The sequence below is a fragment of the Pseudarthrobacter sp. MDT1-40-2 genome (genome assembly GCF_059383595.1).
The window spans coordinates 463,963-479,987 of sequence record NZ_JBWZCL010000002.1; the positions used below are offsets into that span (position 1 = coordinate 463,963).

The following is a 16,025-nucleotide window of genomic DNA, read 5'->3' on the forward strand; positions in this document are numbered from 1 at the left end:
AACTGCTCCTAAGCCTTGGCAGTGACGGGCCGGACACGAGCATCCAGCAGGGCGTAGCCCATGTCGATGAGGATGTTCAGGGCGAAAATCGCGACGGCGGTTAGCAGCACTGCCGCCTGCAGCACGGCAAAGTCCCGCTGCAGGATCGAATCAATCATGAGCTTGCCAATGCCGGGCCAACCAAAGATGGTCTCCACCACCACAGCGCCGTTGACCAGGCCCACGGTCAGGTCACCGGCAACAGTCAAGGCCGGGGCGGCCGCGTTACGCAACGCATGGTGCGTGACCACCCGGAGTTCCCCTGCCCCACGGCTGCGGGCCAGTTTGATGTAAGGCTCAGAGAGTGCCGAGACCATCGAACCCCGGACAATCTGAACCAGCACACCGAAAGGCCGCAGAAGAAGCGTGGCGATGGGCAGCACCCAGGCACCGGCTCCCGACACACCTGATGTCGGGAGCCAGCCCAAGGTGATGGCGAAGACCCAAATTCCCACAATGGCCAGCCAGAAGTCCGGGATGGAAGCTGCAGCCATGGAGACAAAACTTGAGATCCGGTCCGCGATTCCGTTTGGCTTCAGCGCCGCCCAACAGCCAACTACCAAGGCCAGCAGCACGGCCAGCACCATGGTCATGGCCGCCAACTGGAGGGTTGCCGGGAAGGCCCGCAGGGCCATGGCAGCCGCATCCTGCCCGGTGCGTAGTGACTGCCCGAAATCGAGCTGAAGCACTCCGCCGAAGTAATCTGCCATCTGGACCAGCAAAGGCTGGTCCAGACCGTTACGTGCAGTGAACTCATCGCGCATCTGCTGGGTGGCATTCAGCGGCAGGTACAGGCTGGCGGGATTTCCTGTCATCCTGGCGAGTGCGAACACTCCCACGATGACAACCACCAGCGGCAATGCGCTGGAGACAATGCGCTTTCTCAAGTAGATCAGCATGGCTGCCCTTCTTTCCGGGGGTCCCGGTTAGCTTGCCGGCGTCATTTCCGAAACACGCAGCTCATCGCCTGTGGATGAGTTGGGCGAGTAATTCACGGACTTGGACTTGCCGAGGATGCCGGTCTGGTGGGAAATGTGGGCGAACTGAGTGATTTTGTCGTTCTGGTAGACGAAAATCTCCTCAAACTTGCTCTTGCGGTCCTCGCCCGAGGCTGCGTCTGCTTCCTTGATCATCGCGTCAAATTCAGGGGTGCCGAAGTAGCTTTGCGCTCCATTCGAGAGCATGTACTGGTCCACGGTGAATGCTGCGTCACCGGCCTGGTTGCCATGCTGGGTCATCATCGCCACTGCGCCTTCGTCCTCAGCGAACGGGCGGACCTGATAGGTCAGGTGCTGGCTCGTTTCGAGCATTTTCAACTTCACGTTCAGTCCGGCCTGGCTGAGCTGCTCCTGAAGGACCTGACCGAGTTCGGTGATTTTAGGGAACTGGGCGCTGCGGACTACCAGTGAGATTTGTGCGGACGTGTCCACCCCATCGGCCTTAGCGTCAGCAACGAGCGACTTGGCTTTGTCCAGGTCAAAGGGCCAGCCTTTCAGCTCGGCGTTGTGACCCACTACGCCCTCAGGAACCAGTTGGGCCGCCACTTGGTGCTTGCCCTGGTATAGGGAGTTGACAATGCCTTCCTTGTCGATGGCGAAGTTGATGGCCTGGCGGATGCGGATGTCATTGAGCGGCGCCTCGTTGGCATCCAGGCGCAGGGCGACAGTCTCATTGTTGGGGAAGTCCACTCCGAGGTCACCGATGTTGTCATCGGGGCTGAGGCTCATGGCCACGTCTGCTTCGCCACTCGTGACCATGGCGGCACGGACCGAACTCTCGGAGCGCCACTGGTATTCGGCCTTGGAGTAAGCGGGTTTGTCTCCCCAGTATCCGTCCCAGCTGGACAACGTAATTTTCTGGCCTGCGTCCCACTGTTCAATCTTGTACGGACCGGTACCGATCGGTTCCCGGACCTTCTCCGTTGTGCTGGTGGACGTCGGCACGACTTCCAGGAAGGAAAGGCGCAGCGGAAGGATGGGATCCGGCTCCGGCGACGTTACCGTGAGGGACGTTGCATCATTTACCTTCACCGCGAGGTCGGCGTCGCCGAAAACATAGCCCTCCACATTGCAGCCAAGTTTGGAGTTGACCGCCCTTTCGATGGTGAAGGCGGCAGCCTCAGCGTTGAACGGCGTGCCGTCCTGGAAGGTCACGCCTTCACGCAACGTGATCGTCCACTCCTTTTCACCGGTAGCTTCCCATTCGGTGGCAAGCTTCGGTTCGAGCTCCCCCGTCTGGGGGTTTCGCTCGATCAACGGCTCGGTAACGTTCGAGCGCACCACCACCCCGGTGGACGTGAGGTTGGATTCGCAAGCTTCAAGGGTGGGCGGTTCCTGGGCAAGAACGATCCGGACAGCATCGGAAGTCTCTGCTCCGGCCTCGGAATTAGCGACGGAGCAGCCGCTCAGTCCCAGCACCGCTACAGATGCCAGGGCTGGCCATTTGAAGACAGCAGCCGGGAACGGGAGCTTTGAAGAAGACGTCATTGGGTTCCTCCGAAATTGACACATAAGGCAGAAGGTTGTTCCTGCGCTTGGCATTCGACGCTTTCGCGCGGGGCTGGACTCAAGCTAAATGAGGTGTGAGCCGCCCCACAAGAACGTTGGGCCCCCGAACACCCCCAACCAGCGCCCGCCGATCGTCGATCGGAAGAGTCAACGGGCTGCGTCGGTCCGGGATCCGCGTAAATACGGGCATTCGGAGCATCGATTCAGTACGGGTATAGATCCATGTCATTTACGTGTTGGACCTGGATGTACGGGAATCCTAGTGTGCAGATATGAAGAACATCGCCGTCCTGCAGGTTGGGCCCCTCATGCCACTCGTACAGGATTCCCTCCTCAGCGACTTCCGGGCAGTGAAGCTACCTGATACCGCCACCGAACGGGAAGAGTTCCTGCAGAAGAACGCCCACTCGTTCGAGATCGCCGTGACATCCGGGAAAGTAGGTGTAGGGACTGAATTGATGCGCTCCCTGCCCAATCTTCGCGCGGTCATCAATTTCGGCGTCGGTTACGACACCACAGATGTAGCTCAGGCTTTCCAGCGGGGAATTGCAGTGAGTAATACCCCCGACGTTCTCAACGACTGCGTGGCCGACACCGCCATCGCCCTTTACCTGGATGTTCTGCGCCGGGTCACCGCTGCGGACCGGTTCCTTCGACGTGGCGACTGGCTGAGCAAAGGCAACTTCCCCTTGGCCACCAAGGCCAGCGGCAGGAGTGTCGGCATTTTAGGCCTGGGCAGGATTGGCCGTGTGATCGCGAAGCGCTTGGAGGGCTTCGACTGTGACATCAGTTACCACAGCCGCAAGGAGGTGCCCGGCATCAGCTATCGATATGCCCCGTCAGCTCTGGAACTTGCCAGGGGGTGCGAGGTCCTTATTGTTGCCGCCGCGGGAGGCCCGGATTCGGCCAGGCTGGTGGATGCAGACGTCATCGAGGCCATTGGTCCTGAAGGTTATCTGATCAACATCGCCCGCGGCTCGGTGGTGGACGAGCAGGCGCTGGTTGCGGCCTTGCTGGCAGGAAGAATTGCGGGAGCAGGCCTGGATGTCTTCGCCGACGAACCGAAGGTACCGGAGGACCTGCTCACACTGGAGAACGTGGTCCTCTTGCCCCACTTGGGCAGTGGCACCCACGAGACGAGGACAGCAATGGCCGAGCTGACACTGGCGAATTTACACTCCTTCGTGCACACCGGTTCACTTCTGACAGCCGTGCAGCCATGAGCGTTGCAGTGGGATATGTAGCCACCCAGGAGGGACGGGCCGCGCTGAGTGCCGCCGTCGCAGAAGCCGCTCTCCGAAGGACCTCCCTGCAGATTCTGGGCCCCGCGGCGGCAAATGGTTCTTCGGAAGCGGATCTGGATATACAGGCAGCTCTTGCGGCCGCAGCAGCGTCAGGAGTTGAGGCCTCACTGCTGCCCGGTGAGGGCATAGACGCCGCAGACTGGATCATCGACGCCTCTTACGAGGAGGAAGTAGAACTGGTCGTCATCGGTGTGCGGCGCCGGTCCCCCGTGGGAAAACTTTTTCTCGGCAGCACTGCGCAGCGAGTCATTCTCGAAGCGGGGTGCCCTGTCACTGCTGTGAAGGCAAGCATCGGTCCACGCGGCTGACACAGCCGTCCATCGATCACCGATCACAACGGATATAGGGCACCGCGCACAGCCACCACCGCGGCAGCGGAAGCCTACCCCTCCTTCTCCACCCTCGACCCGGACACCCATGCCGGTTTCCTGGACGCCATCGCGGACAACATCGAGGCCATCGGTGAGGAACTCATCACCCGGGCCACCCAGGAACCGGCCTCCCCGCAGAGGTCAGCGCATGAGCAACCAGCCAACCATCGCCCGGGTAGAAGTAATACCCGCCGCCGGCACGACAGCATCGGAATGCAGTATTACATCGAGGGCTGGTCTTTCGACCCCAAGCGTCGCTGCCTCGTCCGGTTGGTTCAAGCTCAAGGAACCGAGGTCCAAGACTTTTTCCAGGAACACTCTGGAGCCGACCGTTAGCGGACGGTCGGCTCCTCGGAATCCAAAAACGCCTCAAAGGCTGCGGTCACCCGTTCCTGGTCACCCGTAATCAGCAGGTCGGCCATCAACCCCCGCATCACGGCGAGGATGATGGTAGCCGAGGTCATCGACTCAGACTTCGAGCGGCCCGTGCTTTCGATGGCACCGGCAATGAGCTCCGTGCGCCTCCTGATGGAACGCTCGACGGCGCCCGCGAACAAGGGTGATCCGTACAGGCTCCTCCCTGTGATGGCGATGAAAAGGCGCACGTGTCGCCGTCCCTCAGGGGCCACCGCGCGCTGCCAGATAGCGCGTAGCGGGTGCTCGTCGCCAACGACGAGGTCGGGAGAGGAAAAAGACTCCGTGAGCACCCGCTCCACGATCTCGGCGATGAGTTGGTCACGGGACTCGAAATGATGGACGAGCGTCGCGTGGCTCACCCCAACGGCGTCGGCAATCTTGCGCAAAGACAGGTCGCTCAGACCGCACTCGAGAGCGTGCTCGGTAGCCGCGCTCAACAGCTCCGCGCGGCGGTGTGCATACCGCAACCGCCGGCCATCGATTGATTCGTTCACCGAAATGACATTAGACCTCACCCAACCAAGATGACAGTTCGGCTTCTGCTCGCAAAAAATAGCTTGACCAGTTGGTAGAGCATCTGTAGCGTGCACAGTGACCGTCAAAAACTGGCATCGCAGCCCCTGCGCCGAGCTCACATGCGGAGGAATACAGGCACGTGCCCGATTCTCTTAAGGACAGTGAATGTTGAAAAACACGGGTAAGCACCACGTGAGATTGACCGCGATTGCGGTGGTTATTGCTGCGACCTTCGGCATCCAAGCACCCGCGCATGCTTCAACGAACCCCTACGAGCGCGGTCCGGCGCCCACCACGGCGAGCATCGAAGCCACCCGTGGGTCGTTTGCCATCGCTGAGACCACCGTTTCCCGCTATGCCGTGAGCGGGTTTGGAGGCGGCACCATCTACTACCCCACGACCACCAGCGCGGGCACCTTCGGGGCAGTCGCGATCTCGCCGGGATACACCGCACGCCAGTCCAGTATTTCCTGGCTGGGGCCGCGCCTGGCGTCGCAGGGCTTTGTTGTGTTTACCATCGACACCATTTCCACCTCCGACCAACCGAGTTCACGCGGTGATCAACTTCGGGCCGCCCTGAGCTACCTCACCACCAGCAGTTCGGTGCGCAATCGGATAGACCCGGCACGGTTGGGTGTGATGGGCCACTCGATGGGAGGCGGCGGATCACTTGAGGCCGCGAAGGACGACCCCACCCTGCAGGCAGTAATCCCGCTCGCTCCGTACAACTCGGACAAGACCTGGCCCGAAGTAGTAGCACCTACGTTGATCATCGGCGCGGAGGACGATCAGACAGCACCCGTCAGATTGCACTCTGAGCCGTTCTACGAGTCGCTCACGGCAGCGCCCGAAAAGGCATATCTGGAGTTGCGTGGCGCCAGCCATTTCGCTCCCAACAGCTCCAACTCCACCATCGCGAAGCACAGCATTTCGTGGCTGAAGCGCTTTATCGACGACGACCTGCGCTACGAGCAGTTCATCTGCCCGCCGCCTGCCATAAGCCTGCAGATCAGCGAGTACCGCAGTACCTGCTGATCAGGGGTGCGGGAATCCCGGTTACCGCGCCGCAAGTAACTGTGTAACTGGGCTCGCTTTGACGGGCGGGATGCAATGCCTCTAGGGTGGTCCCCAAGCCGCTGACCTGCGCACCGGCACCTGGATCAGCAGACAGGTTCACTGAGCTGGCAAGAACACCGCCAACCTCAGAGCAAGGAACCCCATGCACCAGAATTCCGCCTCCCGTCTTTGGATCAGGAACCCGCAGGCCGCCTTCACCGCCAATCAGCTGGACGCTTCCGGCGGGCTGGTGGTGTGTGATGGAACAATCGCCGAAGTCCTGGCTGCCGGGCAACAGCCTTCGGCCCCTTGCGACGCGACGTTCGACGCCGGCAACCACGTCCTGCTCCCGGGGCTGATCAACACCCATCACCACTTTTACCAAACCCTCACGCGGGCGTGGGGCCCGGTCGCCAACGCCGCGCTGTTCCCTTGGCTGCAGAACCTCTACCCGGTGTGGGCCAGGCTCACGCCCCGGGACCTTGAGCTGGCGAGCACGGTGGCGCTGGCTGAACTTCTCCGCTCCGGCTGCACCACCGCCGCGGACCACCACTATCTGTTTCCGGATGGCCTCGAAAACGCCATCGATGTGGAAGTTGAGGTAGTCCGCCGGCTGGGTATGCGGGCCACCCTCACCCGGGGTTCGATGACCCTGGGAGCGGACGACGGCGGCCTGCCGCCGCAGTCGACAGTGCAGGCTCCGGAAGTGGTTCTCGAGGACAGTGAACGTCTGGTGGGCCGGTACCACGAACGGGGACCGGGGGCGATGATCCACATCGCTTTGGCGCCGTGCTCGCCCTTCTCCGTTACGAAAGAAATTATGACCGAGAGCGCCCTCCTGGCCGAACGGCTGGATGTGCGCCTCCACACCCACCTCGCCGAAACCCTGGACGAGGAGGAGTTCTGCCGGAAGATGTTCGGGCTTCGCACGGTGGATTATCTGGACAGTGTGGGCTGGCTGACCGATCGCACCTGGCTGGGCCACGGCATCCACTTCACGGATGCAGAGATCCGCCGACTGGGAGCGGCGGGCACCGGCGTCGCGCATTGCCCCACCTCCAACATGCGGTTGGCCTCGGGGACGGCGCGCGTCCTGGAACTGGAGGACGCGGGAGTGCCGGTTGGGCTCGGAGTGGACGGATCGGCGTCGAACGATGCTTCCAACATGATCCTGGAGGCACGGCAGGCACTGTACCTGCAGCGCTTGCGCTACGGCGCAGAGGTCCCGGTGGAACGCGCCCTGGGCTGGGCCACGCGGGGATCGGCAGCGGCTCTTGGGCGCCCGGACCTGGGACAGCTCGCACCCGGGATGCAGGCAGACCTGGCGCTGTTCCGGCTCGATGACCTGCGCTTCTCAGGCAGCCACGATCCTCTCGCCGCGCTTCTGCTCTGTGGCGCCGACCGGGCGGACCGGGTGATGGTGGCAGGTCAGTGGCGGGTGCTGGATGGCCAGATCCCCGGACTGGACATTCCCGAACTCATCGCCAGGCACTCCGCCTCTGCGCACCGGCTGGTGAACGGCTAGGCCTGTGGAGCCTTACGTGGACCTGCCCGCAGATGGCAATCCGGATCAACTGATACGCGGCTCCGGTCACAATCGGATTCTTCACATAGTGATGGGCTTCACTGTCACCGTGAGCTACGTTGGTAGCTAAATCGTGGCGTACGTCACGGCACCTGGATCAGCAGACAGGTTCACTGAGCTGGCGCCAATGGGTGCCGGCTCTTTTTACAGCCACACCCAGTAACAAACACTGTTAGCCAGACCCCGTCGGCCGGACAATGACGTCTGCCCTGAACCAAGAAAGTCTGCCATGAACATCATGAAGAAAGCGGCCGCGGCCGGCAAAGACCAGCAGTCGACCCGCCCGGAGGATCAACGGCTCCCCCTCGGAAGCACGTTCGCCTATGGTTTCCAGCACGTCCTCACCATGTACGGCGGGATCATTGCACCACCCCTTATTGTGGGCGCGGCGGCCGGCATGTCTTCGCAGGACATTGGTCTGCTGATTGCCGCGTGCCTTTTCGTCGGCGGCCTGGCAACGATCCTGCAGACCATCGGCATTCCGTTCTTTGGATCCAAGCTGCCCCTGGTACAGGGAGTCTCCTTCGCCGGCGTCTCCACCATGGTGGCCATCGTCCATGGCGGCGGCGGCATCCAGGCCGTCTTTGGATCCGTCATTGCGGCGTCGTTGATCGGGCTGTTGATCACGCCGCTCTTCTCCAGAATCATCCGGTTCTTTCCACCGGTAGTCACCGGAGTGGTCATCACCACGATCGGCCTGACCCTGATGCCTGTAGCGGCCAACTGGGCCATGGGTGGCAACAGCACTGCTCCCAATTACGGCAGCACGGCGAACATCGGGCTGGCCGCCGCCACCATGGTGATCGTCCTGCTGCTGAGCAAGGTGGGCAGCGCCGCGATCTCGCGCTTGTCGATTCTCCTGGCGATGGTCCTGGGCACCCTCATCGCCTTCGCTTTCGGCATGGCTGATTTCTCCAAAGTTGGCCAGGGCGACATCGTCGCGTTCCCCACCCCGTTCGCCTTCGGCGCCCCGGTGTTCGAGATCGCGTCGATTATTTCCATGCTCATCGTCATCCTGGTAACCCTCACCGAAACTTCGGCGGACATCATTGCCGTGGGCGAGATCGTGGACACCAAAGTGGATTCCAAACGCATTGGCGACGGGCTCCGGGCAGACATGCTTTCCAGTGCCATCTCCCCGCTGTTCAACTCCTTCACCCAGAGCGCCTTCGCCCAGAACGTGGGCCTGGTGGCCATCACGGGCGTCAAGAGCCGCTTCGTGGTCAGCGCCGGCGGCCTGATCCTGGTGATCCTGGGTTTGCTGCCCGTTCTTGGCCGGGTGGTCGCGGCGGTGCCCACTCCCGTCCTGGGCGGCGCCGGCGTCATACTCTTTGGGACGGTTGCGGCCAGCGGTATCCGCACGCTCTCCAAGGTGGAGTACAAGAACAACATGAACCTGATCATCGTGGCGGCGTCCATCGGCTTTGGCATGATCCCCATCGCCGCCCCGAGCTTCTACGACCAGTTCCCGTCCTGGTTCGGCACCATCTTCCACTCCGGCATCAGCTCAGCCGCCGTGATGGCCATCCTGCTGAACCTGCTCTTCAACCACCTGAAGGCCGGCAACTCAGAGAACCAGTCGGTCTTCGTGGCTGGCACCGAGCGCGTTCTCCGGGAAGAAGACCTTGAATGCCTTGCCGACGGCGACCGCTACGAAAACGGCAAGCTGATCGACCGCGACGGCAAGGAAGTCCCGGTCGAATCCACCAAACCGGAGCACTGACTGCCCCCCGGAATATTCACGAACTGAACAGGAACTAAAAGGCCCGACGGCGGCACTGTGGCAAGTGCCGCCGTCGGACCTTTTTCTGCCAGTCGCCCTGGCCGCATGCTGTTCCCTACGGCGCACAGAGGCGGATGCTACTCGGCCGATTCCTCCGTGGGCTCCGATGTAAAGGGAGCTCCTGGCGGGCGTTCCTCGGTGTTGCCCTCGTCCATTTCGGCATCGGAAGAGGGCAGGATGACGTCCTCGTCCTCAACGTCTTCCCCGCTGTCCTCGGGTTCCCCGGCTTCCACCCCTGCATCGCCAAATCCCTGCCGGCCTGTTGCCTGGTCCGCCGCAGATTCCTGCTGCGCCGGCTCAAAGCCGGGCTCTTCCGCGTCCAGTTCCGCGTGGCTTTGGTCATCGGTCCCGCCAAAGCGGCCGGCTCCCGGTTCACCCGAGCTGTCCTGTTCCTCCGGATCAAAATGGCTCAGCGTCGGCGCGGCAGTGGGGTACCGCTCGCCGTCGGATGTGTCCTGGTTCAAGCCTGCGGCGTCAAAGTCTTCTTCTTCGCGTGGCTGGGCAAATTGCTGGCCGCCCGCCTCCTGCTCTGCGGTGGGAGTGCCGTAGCCGCCGACTTCTTCTTCGGGTTCCTGCTGCTGGTTCTCGCTCATAATTCCTCCTGTAGCGTTCACATGATTCGCCATTCCCTTGACGCTAACGCAGCCCCCGGCACGCGTCCATGCTTTCCATCAATTTAGTCAGTAAACTTACCAAATCATTGAAAGCGCTGCAGCTTCGGCCTAGGTTTGGAGCACCGAAGACGGGCTGAAATGTCACAACGGGCTGCGAAGGAGCGGTGATGTCGAACCTGCAGGCAAACGCGGAGAGTGGCCGGAACGAGACGCGCGAAGAACGGATGGACCGTAACTGGGGCGAACTCCTCCAGGAACTGCGCGTACTCCAGACAGGTGTCCAGATCCTCGCCGGCCTGTTGCTGACCCTCCCCTTCCAGGAACGGTTCACCACCCTGGACGACTTCCAGATTCGGCTTTACCTCACCAACGTAGTGATCGCCTCCCTGACCACGGCATGCATCCTGGTCCCGGTCAGCATCCACCGACGGTTGTTCCGCAAGCGGCTCAAGGAAAAGCTGGTGACCAGCGCGAACATCCTCACCAAGGTAGCCCTTGCCGGCGTCGGCCTGCTGAGCACGGGGACGGCAGCGCTGGTCTTTGACGTTGTTGCCGGGCGGACGGCCGGACTCATCGCCGGAGGAACCCTGCTGGCCGTGCTGCTGGTCATGATGGTATATGTGCCCAGCAGGCTCAGCAGGGGCGCCGTGACCACCATCGATGGTTCACCGACACACCGGGGAGGGACTGACGATGAGTAAGTGGGTCAAGGAACACGGCCTGAGACGCTCCGTGGGACGGCGTGTCAGGCTCCTTCGAGGACCTGCGTGGTCGCCCGGGTGAGATAACCGGCAGCATTTGCGACGGCGTCATCCGGGCTTGCCGCGATGTCCAGCAGTTGCGCGGCGGCCTCGATCCCGTGGCCCGCCAGCTCCTCCAAGGTCACCAGGATGCGGCCCGCCACCACGATCACCGGGATGCCGTGCTCGCGCGCAGCGTGCGCCAGCGCAATGGGCGCCTTTCCGGTCAGCGACTGCGAATCCATGGACCCTTCGCCGGTGATCACCAGATCGGCCTGCTCCAGCTGCTCCGCCAGCCCCGTGAGGCCGGCCACCAGTGCAAAGCCGCCTTCCAGCCGGGCATTGGTGAAGGCCAGGAACGACGCCGGGAATCCGCCTGCCGCGCCGGCTCCTGGGACGTTGACGTCACGGCCGGTCGCTTCACGCAGGACCGATGCCCAGTTGCGCAGGCCTGCGTCGAGCTGTTCGACGGCGTCCTGGTCGGCTCCCTTCTGCGGTCCGAAGACATGCGCCGCGCCATCCGGTCCATACAGCGGGTTCCGGACATCCACCGCAATCCGGAAGGTCACGGCGGCAAGGCGCGGATCCAGTCCGGAGACGTCGAGGCTCACGACGTCGGCAAGGAACCCGCCACCCAGGGGCACCACATTGCCGGCCGCGTCCAGCGGTTTCAGGCCGAGCGCGCGGAGAGCACCGCTGCCGCCGTCGGTCATTGCCGAACCACCCAGGCCCAGCACGATTTCCGTGGCACCGGCATCCAGCGCGGCCGCAATGAGCTGGCCGCAGCCGTAGCTGTGGGCCCGGAGCGCGTTTTCGCGGGTGGGTTCAACGTGCGCCAGCCCGGAGGCCTGCGCGGTTTCGATAACGGCAGTGGCGCCGGCCCGGGCAGCACCGGAGTCGTTCTTCCGGAGTGCCCAGGCTGCTCCGACAGGCGCCAGAACCGGGCCGACCACTGCGTTCAGCCGCTCTTCGTAGCCCGCCGCGACGGCCGCCTCCAATGTTCCTTCGCCGCCGTCGGCAATCGGGAACTGGGTGGCAACGGCATCCGGGTACACCCGCAGGGCACCCTCGGCGATGGCACTGGCAGCTTCGGCAGCGGTAAGCGAGCCCTTGAACTTATCCGGGGCAATAAGAATGCGCATGGGTCCATCCTGCCAGCTGCCTCGGGGAAAGCGTTTGCCCCGGCGAATGGTGCCCCAATATTTCGTCACCTTGCTCGGCAGGGAGTCGATTCGGTGCGGAGATCATCGCGGCAAATTCCCTACCGCTATGGAATAATCGTAAGCCTACTGATTATCCTGGTGATGGCCACCCCGGTGCCAGGATAGTGGCTCTTACGGAGAAGGAGTACGCAAATGGGAATCGGAGACAGCATCGGCAAGGCCGCCGAAAACGCGATGGAGGACCTGGCCGGAACCTCCACCCCGACGGAGGAGGCAGCAAAGAGCGGGAACAATGCCGGCAAGGAAGGAAACGTCCCGGAACCGGCGGACCCCAACGACGACGTCGAGGTTCACTCCTCGCTCAGCGAAGGCTCCAACGCCATGGACAAGGAGCGGCAGCAGGAAGGCGCACCGGACACTTCGGCCCCGGGATCACTGCATAACGACGGCGGGTAGTCCGCCTAGGCTCGAGCCCACTCACCGCGCTCCCGCAGCACATCCCTGAGCAGGTCGGCCCGGTCCGTGACCAGCCCGTCCACGCCTAGGTCCAGGAGCCGGCGCATCTCCGCAGGATCGTTGACGGTCCAGACGTGGACCTGCTGGCCGGCTTCGTGCGCGCGGCGGACCATACCGGCGGTAACCACCGGCACAAACCACTGCCGCACGGGCACCTGCAGCGCATGGACATTCCGCAGCAACCGTGACATGAGCGGGCGCCTCAGGCCCGCCGGAAGCAGCGGCCCCAGCAGCACAAACACGGCATTCGTCACCACTCCGGCGGAGGAAGCTACCGGACGGCTGAGCCGCCGCAGGACGGCCCGGCGTCGGCGGTCCGAAAAACTGGCCACCAGGACGCGGTCATGCAGGCCCAGTTCCTCAATGGCCTGCGCCAGCGGCCCGACTGAATTCCAGTCCTTGACGTCCAGATTCAGCAACACGTCAGGAAACTCCGCCGCCAACTGGACGAGTGTGGGCACCGGCTCACGGCCGGCAATCCTGGCCTCTCCCACCTCAGCGCTGGATAATTCCGCGATCTTTCCGGACATACCGGTGACACGGTCAAGGGTACTGTCGTGGAAAAGCAGCACCACGCCGTCGGACGTGGTGTGGACATCCGTTTCGAGGTACTGATACCCGAGTTCGACGGCGGCACGGAACGCGCCCAGCGAATTCTCCAGTCCCTCCTGCGAAAACCCCCGATGCGCCATGGCAATGGTTCCCGGCGGGTGGAAGAACGGCAGCGGATCAGTCACATTCTGAAGCGTACTCCGCGCAGCTCAGCCGTGCGGCAGAATGTCCACGCCGTCGCTGCAGTGCAGCAAGGTGCGGCCGCGGCCCTCATCCAGATGGACCCAGACGGTGCTGTGATCCTGCGTCATGTCTTCCACCAGGCCACCGGTTTCAAACCCGGGAGCGAGGAGGACCTTGACGCGGTCGCCCGGCCGGAGGTTCTTCCAGTGCGAGGCCGGCTGGGCCAGGTGTTCTGGTGCGTCCAGCAGTTTTCGGCTTGTTTTACGTCCCATGATTTCCCCGGAATCTTCGTCGTCGCGCTTGAACTGAGGCTCAGCGTAGTTCCCTTAGGTGAACGCGAGGTGATACCCAGGTGTCAGTTACGAACGGTGGAGATGCCCAGCGCCGCGAGCCTGGCTTCAAGCACCTGGGCCACACCGTCGTCGTCAAAAGCGGGCGCCAGCTGCCCTGCCGCCCGGATGGCTTCCGGGTGCCCGCTGGCCATGGCATAACCGTGGCCGGCCCAGCGGAGCATCTCGATATCGTTGGGCATGTCTCCGAACGCCACCACGTCGGCGGCGTCGATGCCCAGGGACTCCGCATACTTTGCCAGGGCAACGGCCTTATTGACGCCGGACACACAGATCTCAAGCATGGCCACGTTTGGCGCCGAATGCGTCACTGCAGCCAGATGCCCGACGGCGGGAGCCACCTTTGCGAGAAATTCATCCGCGCTGCCCTCCCGGACTACCGCCAGGAACTTCACGACGCCGTCATCAGCAGTAAGCGTTTGGGCCAGGGGTGCCGGGGTGAACTGGGCCAGCAGCTCACTGGAGTCGTTTTCGATGAAGCCGGGCTCCAGGTGGAAGCCGGTCAAGGTTTCGGCTGCGAACAGGGCTGACGGGTGAAGCGTTTTGATGACGCGGCGTATCTCCATGACGTCGTCCAGGGCCATCAGCTCCGCCGAGATGACGCGCTCCGCATCGAAGTCCCAGACCACTGCCCCATTGGAGCAGATGACCGTACCGGTATGCCCCATTTGCTCCTCGAGCGGCTTGAGCCAACGCGGCGGCCGCCCGGTGACGAACACCAGCTGGATCCCCGCCCTCCGGCAAGCATGGAAGGCACGAATGGTTCGGCTGCTGATTCTGCCGTCGTGCCCCAGAATCGTTCCGTCCATGTCACTCGCTACCAACCGCATCCCGCCAGTCTACGATGGACCGCATCGTGGCGCAGTTGACGCAGGACATACCGAGTCCAGTAACATTACGGTATTCGGAATTTTAATTCCGCTATATGAAATACTCTGCTGGAGATGTCCCGAAGAAGGGTGCCCGATGTTGCTCGCCGAATTCAACCAGGCCGACCGCGCCGCCGCGGAATCCGTCCTGCGTCCCTGCCTCGATATCCAGCGTTGGATAGACGAGGTGGTGGACGCCCGGCCGTTTGGCACTGTGGCCGATCTCCGCTCGGCCGCCGCGGATGCCGCCCTGCCCTTCACGCTTGACGAGGTCGAATCAGCACTGGCCCACCACCCCCGCATCGGTGAAAAAGTAGCCGGCAGCAGCGCCGAAGCCAAGTTCTCCCAGAAGGAACAGCAGAGCCTGGGTGAGGCGAGCGCCGAAACCATGGCCGCCCTCGCTGCCGGCAATGCTGAGTACGAAAAGAAGTTCGGGCAGGTTTTCCTGATCCGCGCGGCCGGACGCAGCAAGCCTGAAATCCTGGAGGCCCTGCAGGAACGGCTGGGGCACACGCCCGCCGAGGAAGAACCCATTATCCAGGAGCAGCTACGGCAAATTGCCCTGCTCCGGTTGGAAGGAGTTATCAGCGAATGAGCGTTTCATTCATCACCACCCACATCCTGGATACCACCACCGGGAAGCCCGCAACAGGAGTCCCCGTGGCCCTGCTGGCCAGGAATTCAGCGGGCTGGGAGACCATCGGCACATCGGTGACCGATGCCGATGGCCGGGTTAAAGACCTCGGCCCGGAAGCGCTCGAAACCGGCACGTACCGCCTGGAGTTCCAGACGGCGTCGTACTTTGAGGCGCTCGGAACAGAAACCTTCTTTCCGGAAGTGGTGCTGACGTTCGCCGTGCGGACCGAGGAAGCGCATTACCACGTACCGCTGCTGCTCAGCCCGTTCTCGTTCTCCAGCTACCGCGGCAGCTGAGGAACGGACGCCGGCGGCAGCTCCTTGGCCATGACCAGCCGTGGCCAAATGTGCAGGCCGTGGGCAATCTCGGCCTCAACGACGCGCCGGATTTGGTCCGTCCAATCCGTTTCCGGAATCTCACTGAAACCGAGCCGCGCGTAGTACGGGGCATTCCAGGGGACGAACCTGAAAGTGGTCAACGTCAGCCGCCGGGCGCCGGAATTCCTTGCCCACTGCTCACAATGCTCGATGAGGCCCCGGCCAATCCCCTGCCTGGCAGATGAGGGGAGTACCGTCACCTGCTCGATGTGCACGTCGCCCTCCATGACGTCGGCGAGGAGATAGCCGACGGGGTGGCCAGCACTGCCTTCAGCAACCCAAGCGTGTCCTGCACTGGCATAGGACCGAAGCACGCTCAAGGCGGGCGGATCGTCGTCAGCTACCGGATCCATCCCGAGGGCACGGAACAGCTCCCCCGCAGCGACCTCGATGTCCCGGAGGTGCTCCAAATCATTGCTCTCAGCAAGTCGTATCATTGGCCCATT

18 protein-coding genes and 1 pseudogene are annotated in these 16,025 nt (G+C 62.8%); 10 read left to right on the top strand and 9 right to left on the bottom strand.

What is annotated here, in order from left to right:
• Positions 1-8: 8 nt before the first annotated feature.
• Both AC50X5_RS08370 and AC50X5_RS08375 read right to left on the bottom strand, forming a co-directional pair.
• Positions 9-938, bottom strand: coding sequence for an ABC transporter permease (locus tag AC50X5_RS08370; RefSeq protein ID WP_494975630.1), 930 nt, complete (start codon positions 936-938; stop codon positions 9-11).
• Positions 939-965: 27 nt separating this feature from the next.
• Complete coding sequence (locus AC50X5_RS08375; RefSeq protein ID WP_494975631.1) at positions 966-2,525, bottom strand: ABC transporter substrate-binding protein; 1,560 nt, start codon at positions 2,523-2,525, stop codon at positions 966-968.
• A 293-nt stretch (positions 2,526-2,818) separates the two neighbouring features.
• Here AC50X5_RS08375 and AC50X5_RS08380 point away from each other — a divergent pair, with 293 nt between their 5' ends.
• From AC50X5_RS08380 to AC50X5_RS08390, 3 genes and pseudogenes are all read left to right on the top strand, one after another.
• Entirely contained in the window at positions 2,819-3,769 is a 951-nt protein-coding gene (locus tag AC50X5_RS08380; RefSeq protein WP_494975632.1) for a 2-hydroxyacid dehydrogenase, read from the top strand.
• Positions 3,766-4,158 (top strand): universal stress protein, encoded by a 393-nt coding sequence (locus tag AC50X5_RS08385; RefSeq protein WP_494975633.1) that lies wholly within the window; start codon positions 3,766-3,768, stop codon positions 4,156-4,158. Before AC50X5_RS08380 ends, AC50X5_RS08385 begins: the two co-directional genes overlap by 4 nt.
• A gap of 258 nt (positions 4,159-4,416) precedes the next feature.
• Positions 4,417-4,491: pseudogene (locus AC50X5_RS08390) on the top strand (enolase C-terminal domain-like protein); the annotation flags it as partial.
• A gap of 62 nt (positions 4,492-4,553) precedes the next feature.
• Here AC50X5_RS08390 and AC50X5_RS08395 read toward each other — a convergent pair.
• Entirely contained in the window at positions 4,554-5,132 is a 579-nt protein-coding gene (locus AC50X5_RS08395; RefSeq protein ID WP_494975634.1) for a TetR/AcrR family transcriptional regulator, read from the bottom strand.
• Positions 5,133-5,319: 187 nt separating this feature from the next.
• Here AC50X5_RS08395 and AC50X5_RS08400 point away from each other — a divergent pair, with 187 nt between their 5' ends.
• The 3 genes from AC50X5_RS08400 (at position 5,320) to AC50X5_RS08410 (ending at position 9,518) form a co-directional block, all read left to right on the top strand.
• Positions 5,320-6,189: a poly(ethylene terephthalate) hydrolase family protein gene (locus tag AC50X5_RS08400; RefSeq protein ID WP_494975635.1), complete on the top strand. Its 870-nt coding sequence runs from the start codon at positions 5,320-5,322 to the stop codon at positions 6,187-6,189.
• A 184-nt stretch (positions 6,190-6,373) separates the two neighbouring features.
• A complete protein-coding gene (locus AC50X5_RS08405) occupies positions 6,374-7,735 on the top strand; it encodes an 8-oxoguanine deaminase (RefSeq protein ID WP_494975636.1) in 1,362 nt (453 codons plus the stop codon).
• A 289-nt stretch (positions 7,736-8,024) separates the two neighbouring features.
• The gene (locus AC50X5_RS08410) at positions 8,025-9,518 is read left to right on the top strand and encodes a nucleobase:cation symporter-2 family protein (RefSeq protein ID WP_494975637.1); all 1,494 of its coding nucleotides are present in this window, start codon (positions 8,025-8,027) and stop codon (positions 9,516-9,518) included.
• Positions 9,519-9,655: 137 nt separating this feature from the next.
• On the opposite strand, the gene AC50X5_RS08415 is transcribed toward AC50X5_RS08410, so the two are convergent.
• A complete protein-coding gene (locus AC50X5_RS08415; protein ID WP_494975638.1) occupies positions 9,656-10,171 on the bottom strand; it encodes a hypothetical protein in 516 nt (171 codons plus the stop codon).
• A 188-nt stretch (positions 10,172-10,359) separates the two neighbouring features.
• On the opposite strand from AC50X5_RS08415, the gene AC50X5_RS08420 reads away from it, so the two are divergent.
• The gene (locus tag AC50X5_RS08420) at positions 10,360-10,893 is read left to right on the top strand and encodes a DUF6328 family protein (protein ID WP_494975639.1); all 534 of its coding nucleotides are present in this window, start codon (positions 10,360-10,362) and stop codon (positions 10,891-10,893) included.
• A gap of 44 nt (positions 10,894-10,937) precedes the next feature.
• On the opposite strand, the gene AC50X5_RS08425 is transcribed toward AC50X5_RS08420, so the two are convergent.
• Complete coding sequence (locus AC50X5_RS08425) at positions 10,938-12,074, bottom strand: glycerate kinase (protein WP_494975640.1); 1,137 nt, start codon at positions 12,072-12,074, stop codon at positions 10,938-10,940.
• A 213-nt stretch (positions 12,075-12,287) separates the two neighbouring features.
• Here AC50X5_RS08425 and AC50X5_RS08430 point away from each other — a divergent pair, with 213 nt between their 5' ends.
• Positions 12,288-12,551 carry a hypothetical protein gene (locus tag AC50X5_RS08430; RefSeq protein WP_494975641.1) on the top strand — a complete coding sequence of 88 codons (264 nt, stop codon included), beginning with the start codon at positions 12,288-12,290 and terminating at the stop codon, positions 12,549-12,551.
• A gap of 5 nt (positions 12,552-12,556) precedes the next feature.
• Here the strand turns inward: AC50X5_RS08430 and AC50X5_RS08435 are convergent, their stop codons facing one another.
• The 3 genes from AC50X5_RS08435 to AC50X5_RS08445 form a co-directional block, all read right to left on the bottom strand.
• Entirely contained in the window at positions 12,557-13,303 is a 747-nt protein-coding gene (locus AC50X5_RS08435) for a glycerophosphodiester phosphodiesterase family protein (RefSeq protein WP_494976073.1), read from the bottom strand.
• 69 nt (positions 13,304-13,372) lie between these two features.
• On the bottom strand, positions 13,373-13,618 hold the full coding sequence (locus tag AC50X5_RS08440; RefSeq protein ID WP_493983544.1) for a hypothetical protein: 246 nt from the start codon (positions 13,616-13,618) through the stop codon (positions 13,373-13,375).
• 83 nt (positions 13,619-13,701) lie between these two features.
• On the bottom strand, positions 13,702-14,526 hold the full coding sequence (locus tag AC50X5_RS08445) for a Cof-type HAD-IIB family hydrolase (RefSeq protein ID WP_494975642.1): 825 nt from the start codon (positions 14,524-14,526) through the stop codon (positions 13,702-13,704).
• A 136-nt stretch (positions 14,527-14,662) separates the two neighbouring features.
• Between AC50X5_RS08445 and uraD the strand changes: the two genes are divergently transcribed.
• Complete coding sequence (uraD, locus tag AC50X5_RS08450; protein WP_494975643.1) at positions 14,663-15,160, top strand: 2-oxo-4-hydroxy-4-carboxy-5-ureidoimidazoline decarboxylase; 498 nt, start codon at positions 14,663-14,665, stop codon at positions 15,158-15,160.
• Positions 15,157-15,498: a hydroxyisourate hydrolase gene (gene uraH / locus AC50X5_RS08455; protein ID WP_494975644.1), complete on the top strand. Its 342-nt coding sequence runs from the start codon at positions 15,157-15,159 to the stop codon at positions 15,496-15,498. Before uraD ends, uraH begins: the two co-directional genes overlap by 4 nt.
• Here the strand turns inward: uraH and AC50X5_RS08460 are convergent.
• Positions 15,483-16,016 carry a GNAT family N-acetyltransferase gene (locus tag AC50X5_RS08460; protein WP_494975645.1) on the bottom strand — a complete coding sequence of 178 codons (534 nt, stop codon included), beginning with the start codon at positions 16,014-16,016 and terminating at the stop codon, positions 15,483-15,485. The two genes, uraH and AC50X5_RS08460, sit on opposite strands and share 16 nt — an antisense overlap.
• Positions 16,017-16,025: the final 9 nt, after the last annotated feature.

Excerpts from the sequence above, each read along its gene's own strand:
- uraD (WP_494975643.1), top strand. The coding sequence starts at position 14,663 with ATGTTGCTCGCCGAATTCAACCAGGCCGACCGCGCCGCCGCGGAATCC.
- AC50X5_RS08415 (WP_494975638.1), bottom strand. The coding sequence starts at position 10,171 with ATGAGCGAGAACCAGCAGCAGGAACCCGAAGAAGAAGTCGGCGGCTAC.
- AC50X5_RS08375 (WP_494975631.1), bottom strand. The coding sequence starts at position 2,525 with ATGACGTCTTCTTCAAAGCTCCCGTTCCCGGCTGCTGTCTTCAAATGG.
- AC50X5_RS08435 (WP_494976073.1), bottom strand. The coding sequence starts at position 13,303 with ATGGCGCATCGGGGGTTTTCGCAGGAGGGACTGGAGAATTCGCTGGGC.
- AC50X5_RS08445 (WP_494975642.1), bottom strand. The coding sequence starts at position 14,526 with ATGCGGTTGGTAGCGAGTGACATGGACGGAACGATTCTGGGGCACGAC.
- AC50X5_RS08370 (WP_494975630.1), bottom strand. The coding sequence starts at position 938 with ATGCTGATCTACTTGAGAAAGCGCATTGTCTCCAGCGCATTGCCGCTG.
- AC50X5_RS08460 (WP_494975645.1), bottom strand. The coding sequence starts at position 16,016 with ATGATACGACTTGCTGAGAGCAATGATTTGGAGCACCTCCGGGACATC.
- AC50X5_RS08440 (WP_493983544.1), bottom strand. The coding sequence starts at position 13,618 with ATGGGACGTAAAACAAGCCGAAAACTGCTGGACGCACCAGAACACCTG.
- AC50X5_RS08385 (WP_494975633.1), top strand. The coding sequence starts at position 3,766 with ATGAGCGTTGCAGTGGGATATGTAGCCACCCAGGAGGGACGGGCCGCG.
- AC50X5_RS08420 (WP_494975639.1), top strand. The coding sequence starts at position 10,360 with ATGTCGAACCTGCAGGCAAACGCGGAGAGTGGCCGGAACGAGACGCGC.
- AC50X5_RS08410 (WP_494975637.1), top strand. The coding sequence starts at position 8,025 with ATGAACATCATGAAGAAAGCGGCCGCGGCCGGCAAAGACCAGCAGTCG.
- AC50X5_RS08405 (WP_494975636.1), top strand. The coding sequence starts at position 6,374 with ATGCACCAGAATTCCGCCTCCCGTCTTTGGATCAGGAACCCGCAGGCC.
- AC50X5_RS08400 (WP_494975635.1), top strand. The coding sequence starts at position 5,320 with ATGTTGAAAAACACGGGTAAGCACCACGTGAGATTGACCGCGATTGCG.
- uraH (WP_494975644.1), top strand. The coding sequence starts at position 15,157 with ATGAGCGTTTCATTCATCACCACCCACATCCTGGATACCACCACCGGG.
- AC50X5_RS08425 (WP_494975640.1), bottom strand. The coding sequence starts at position 12,074 with ATGCGCATTCTTATTGCCCCGGATAAGTTCAAGGGCTCGCTTACCGCT.
- AC50X5_RS08380 (WP_494975632.1), top strand. The coding sequence starts at position 2,819 with ATGAAGAACATCGCCGTCCTGCAGGTTGGGCCCCTCATGCCACTCGTA.
- AC50X5_RS08430 (WP_494975641.1), top strand. The coding sequence starts at position 12,288 with ATGGGAATCGGAGACAGCATCGGCAAGGCCGCCGAAAACGCGATGGAG.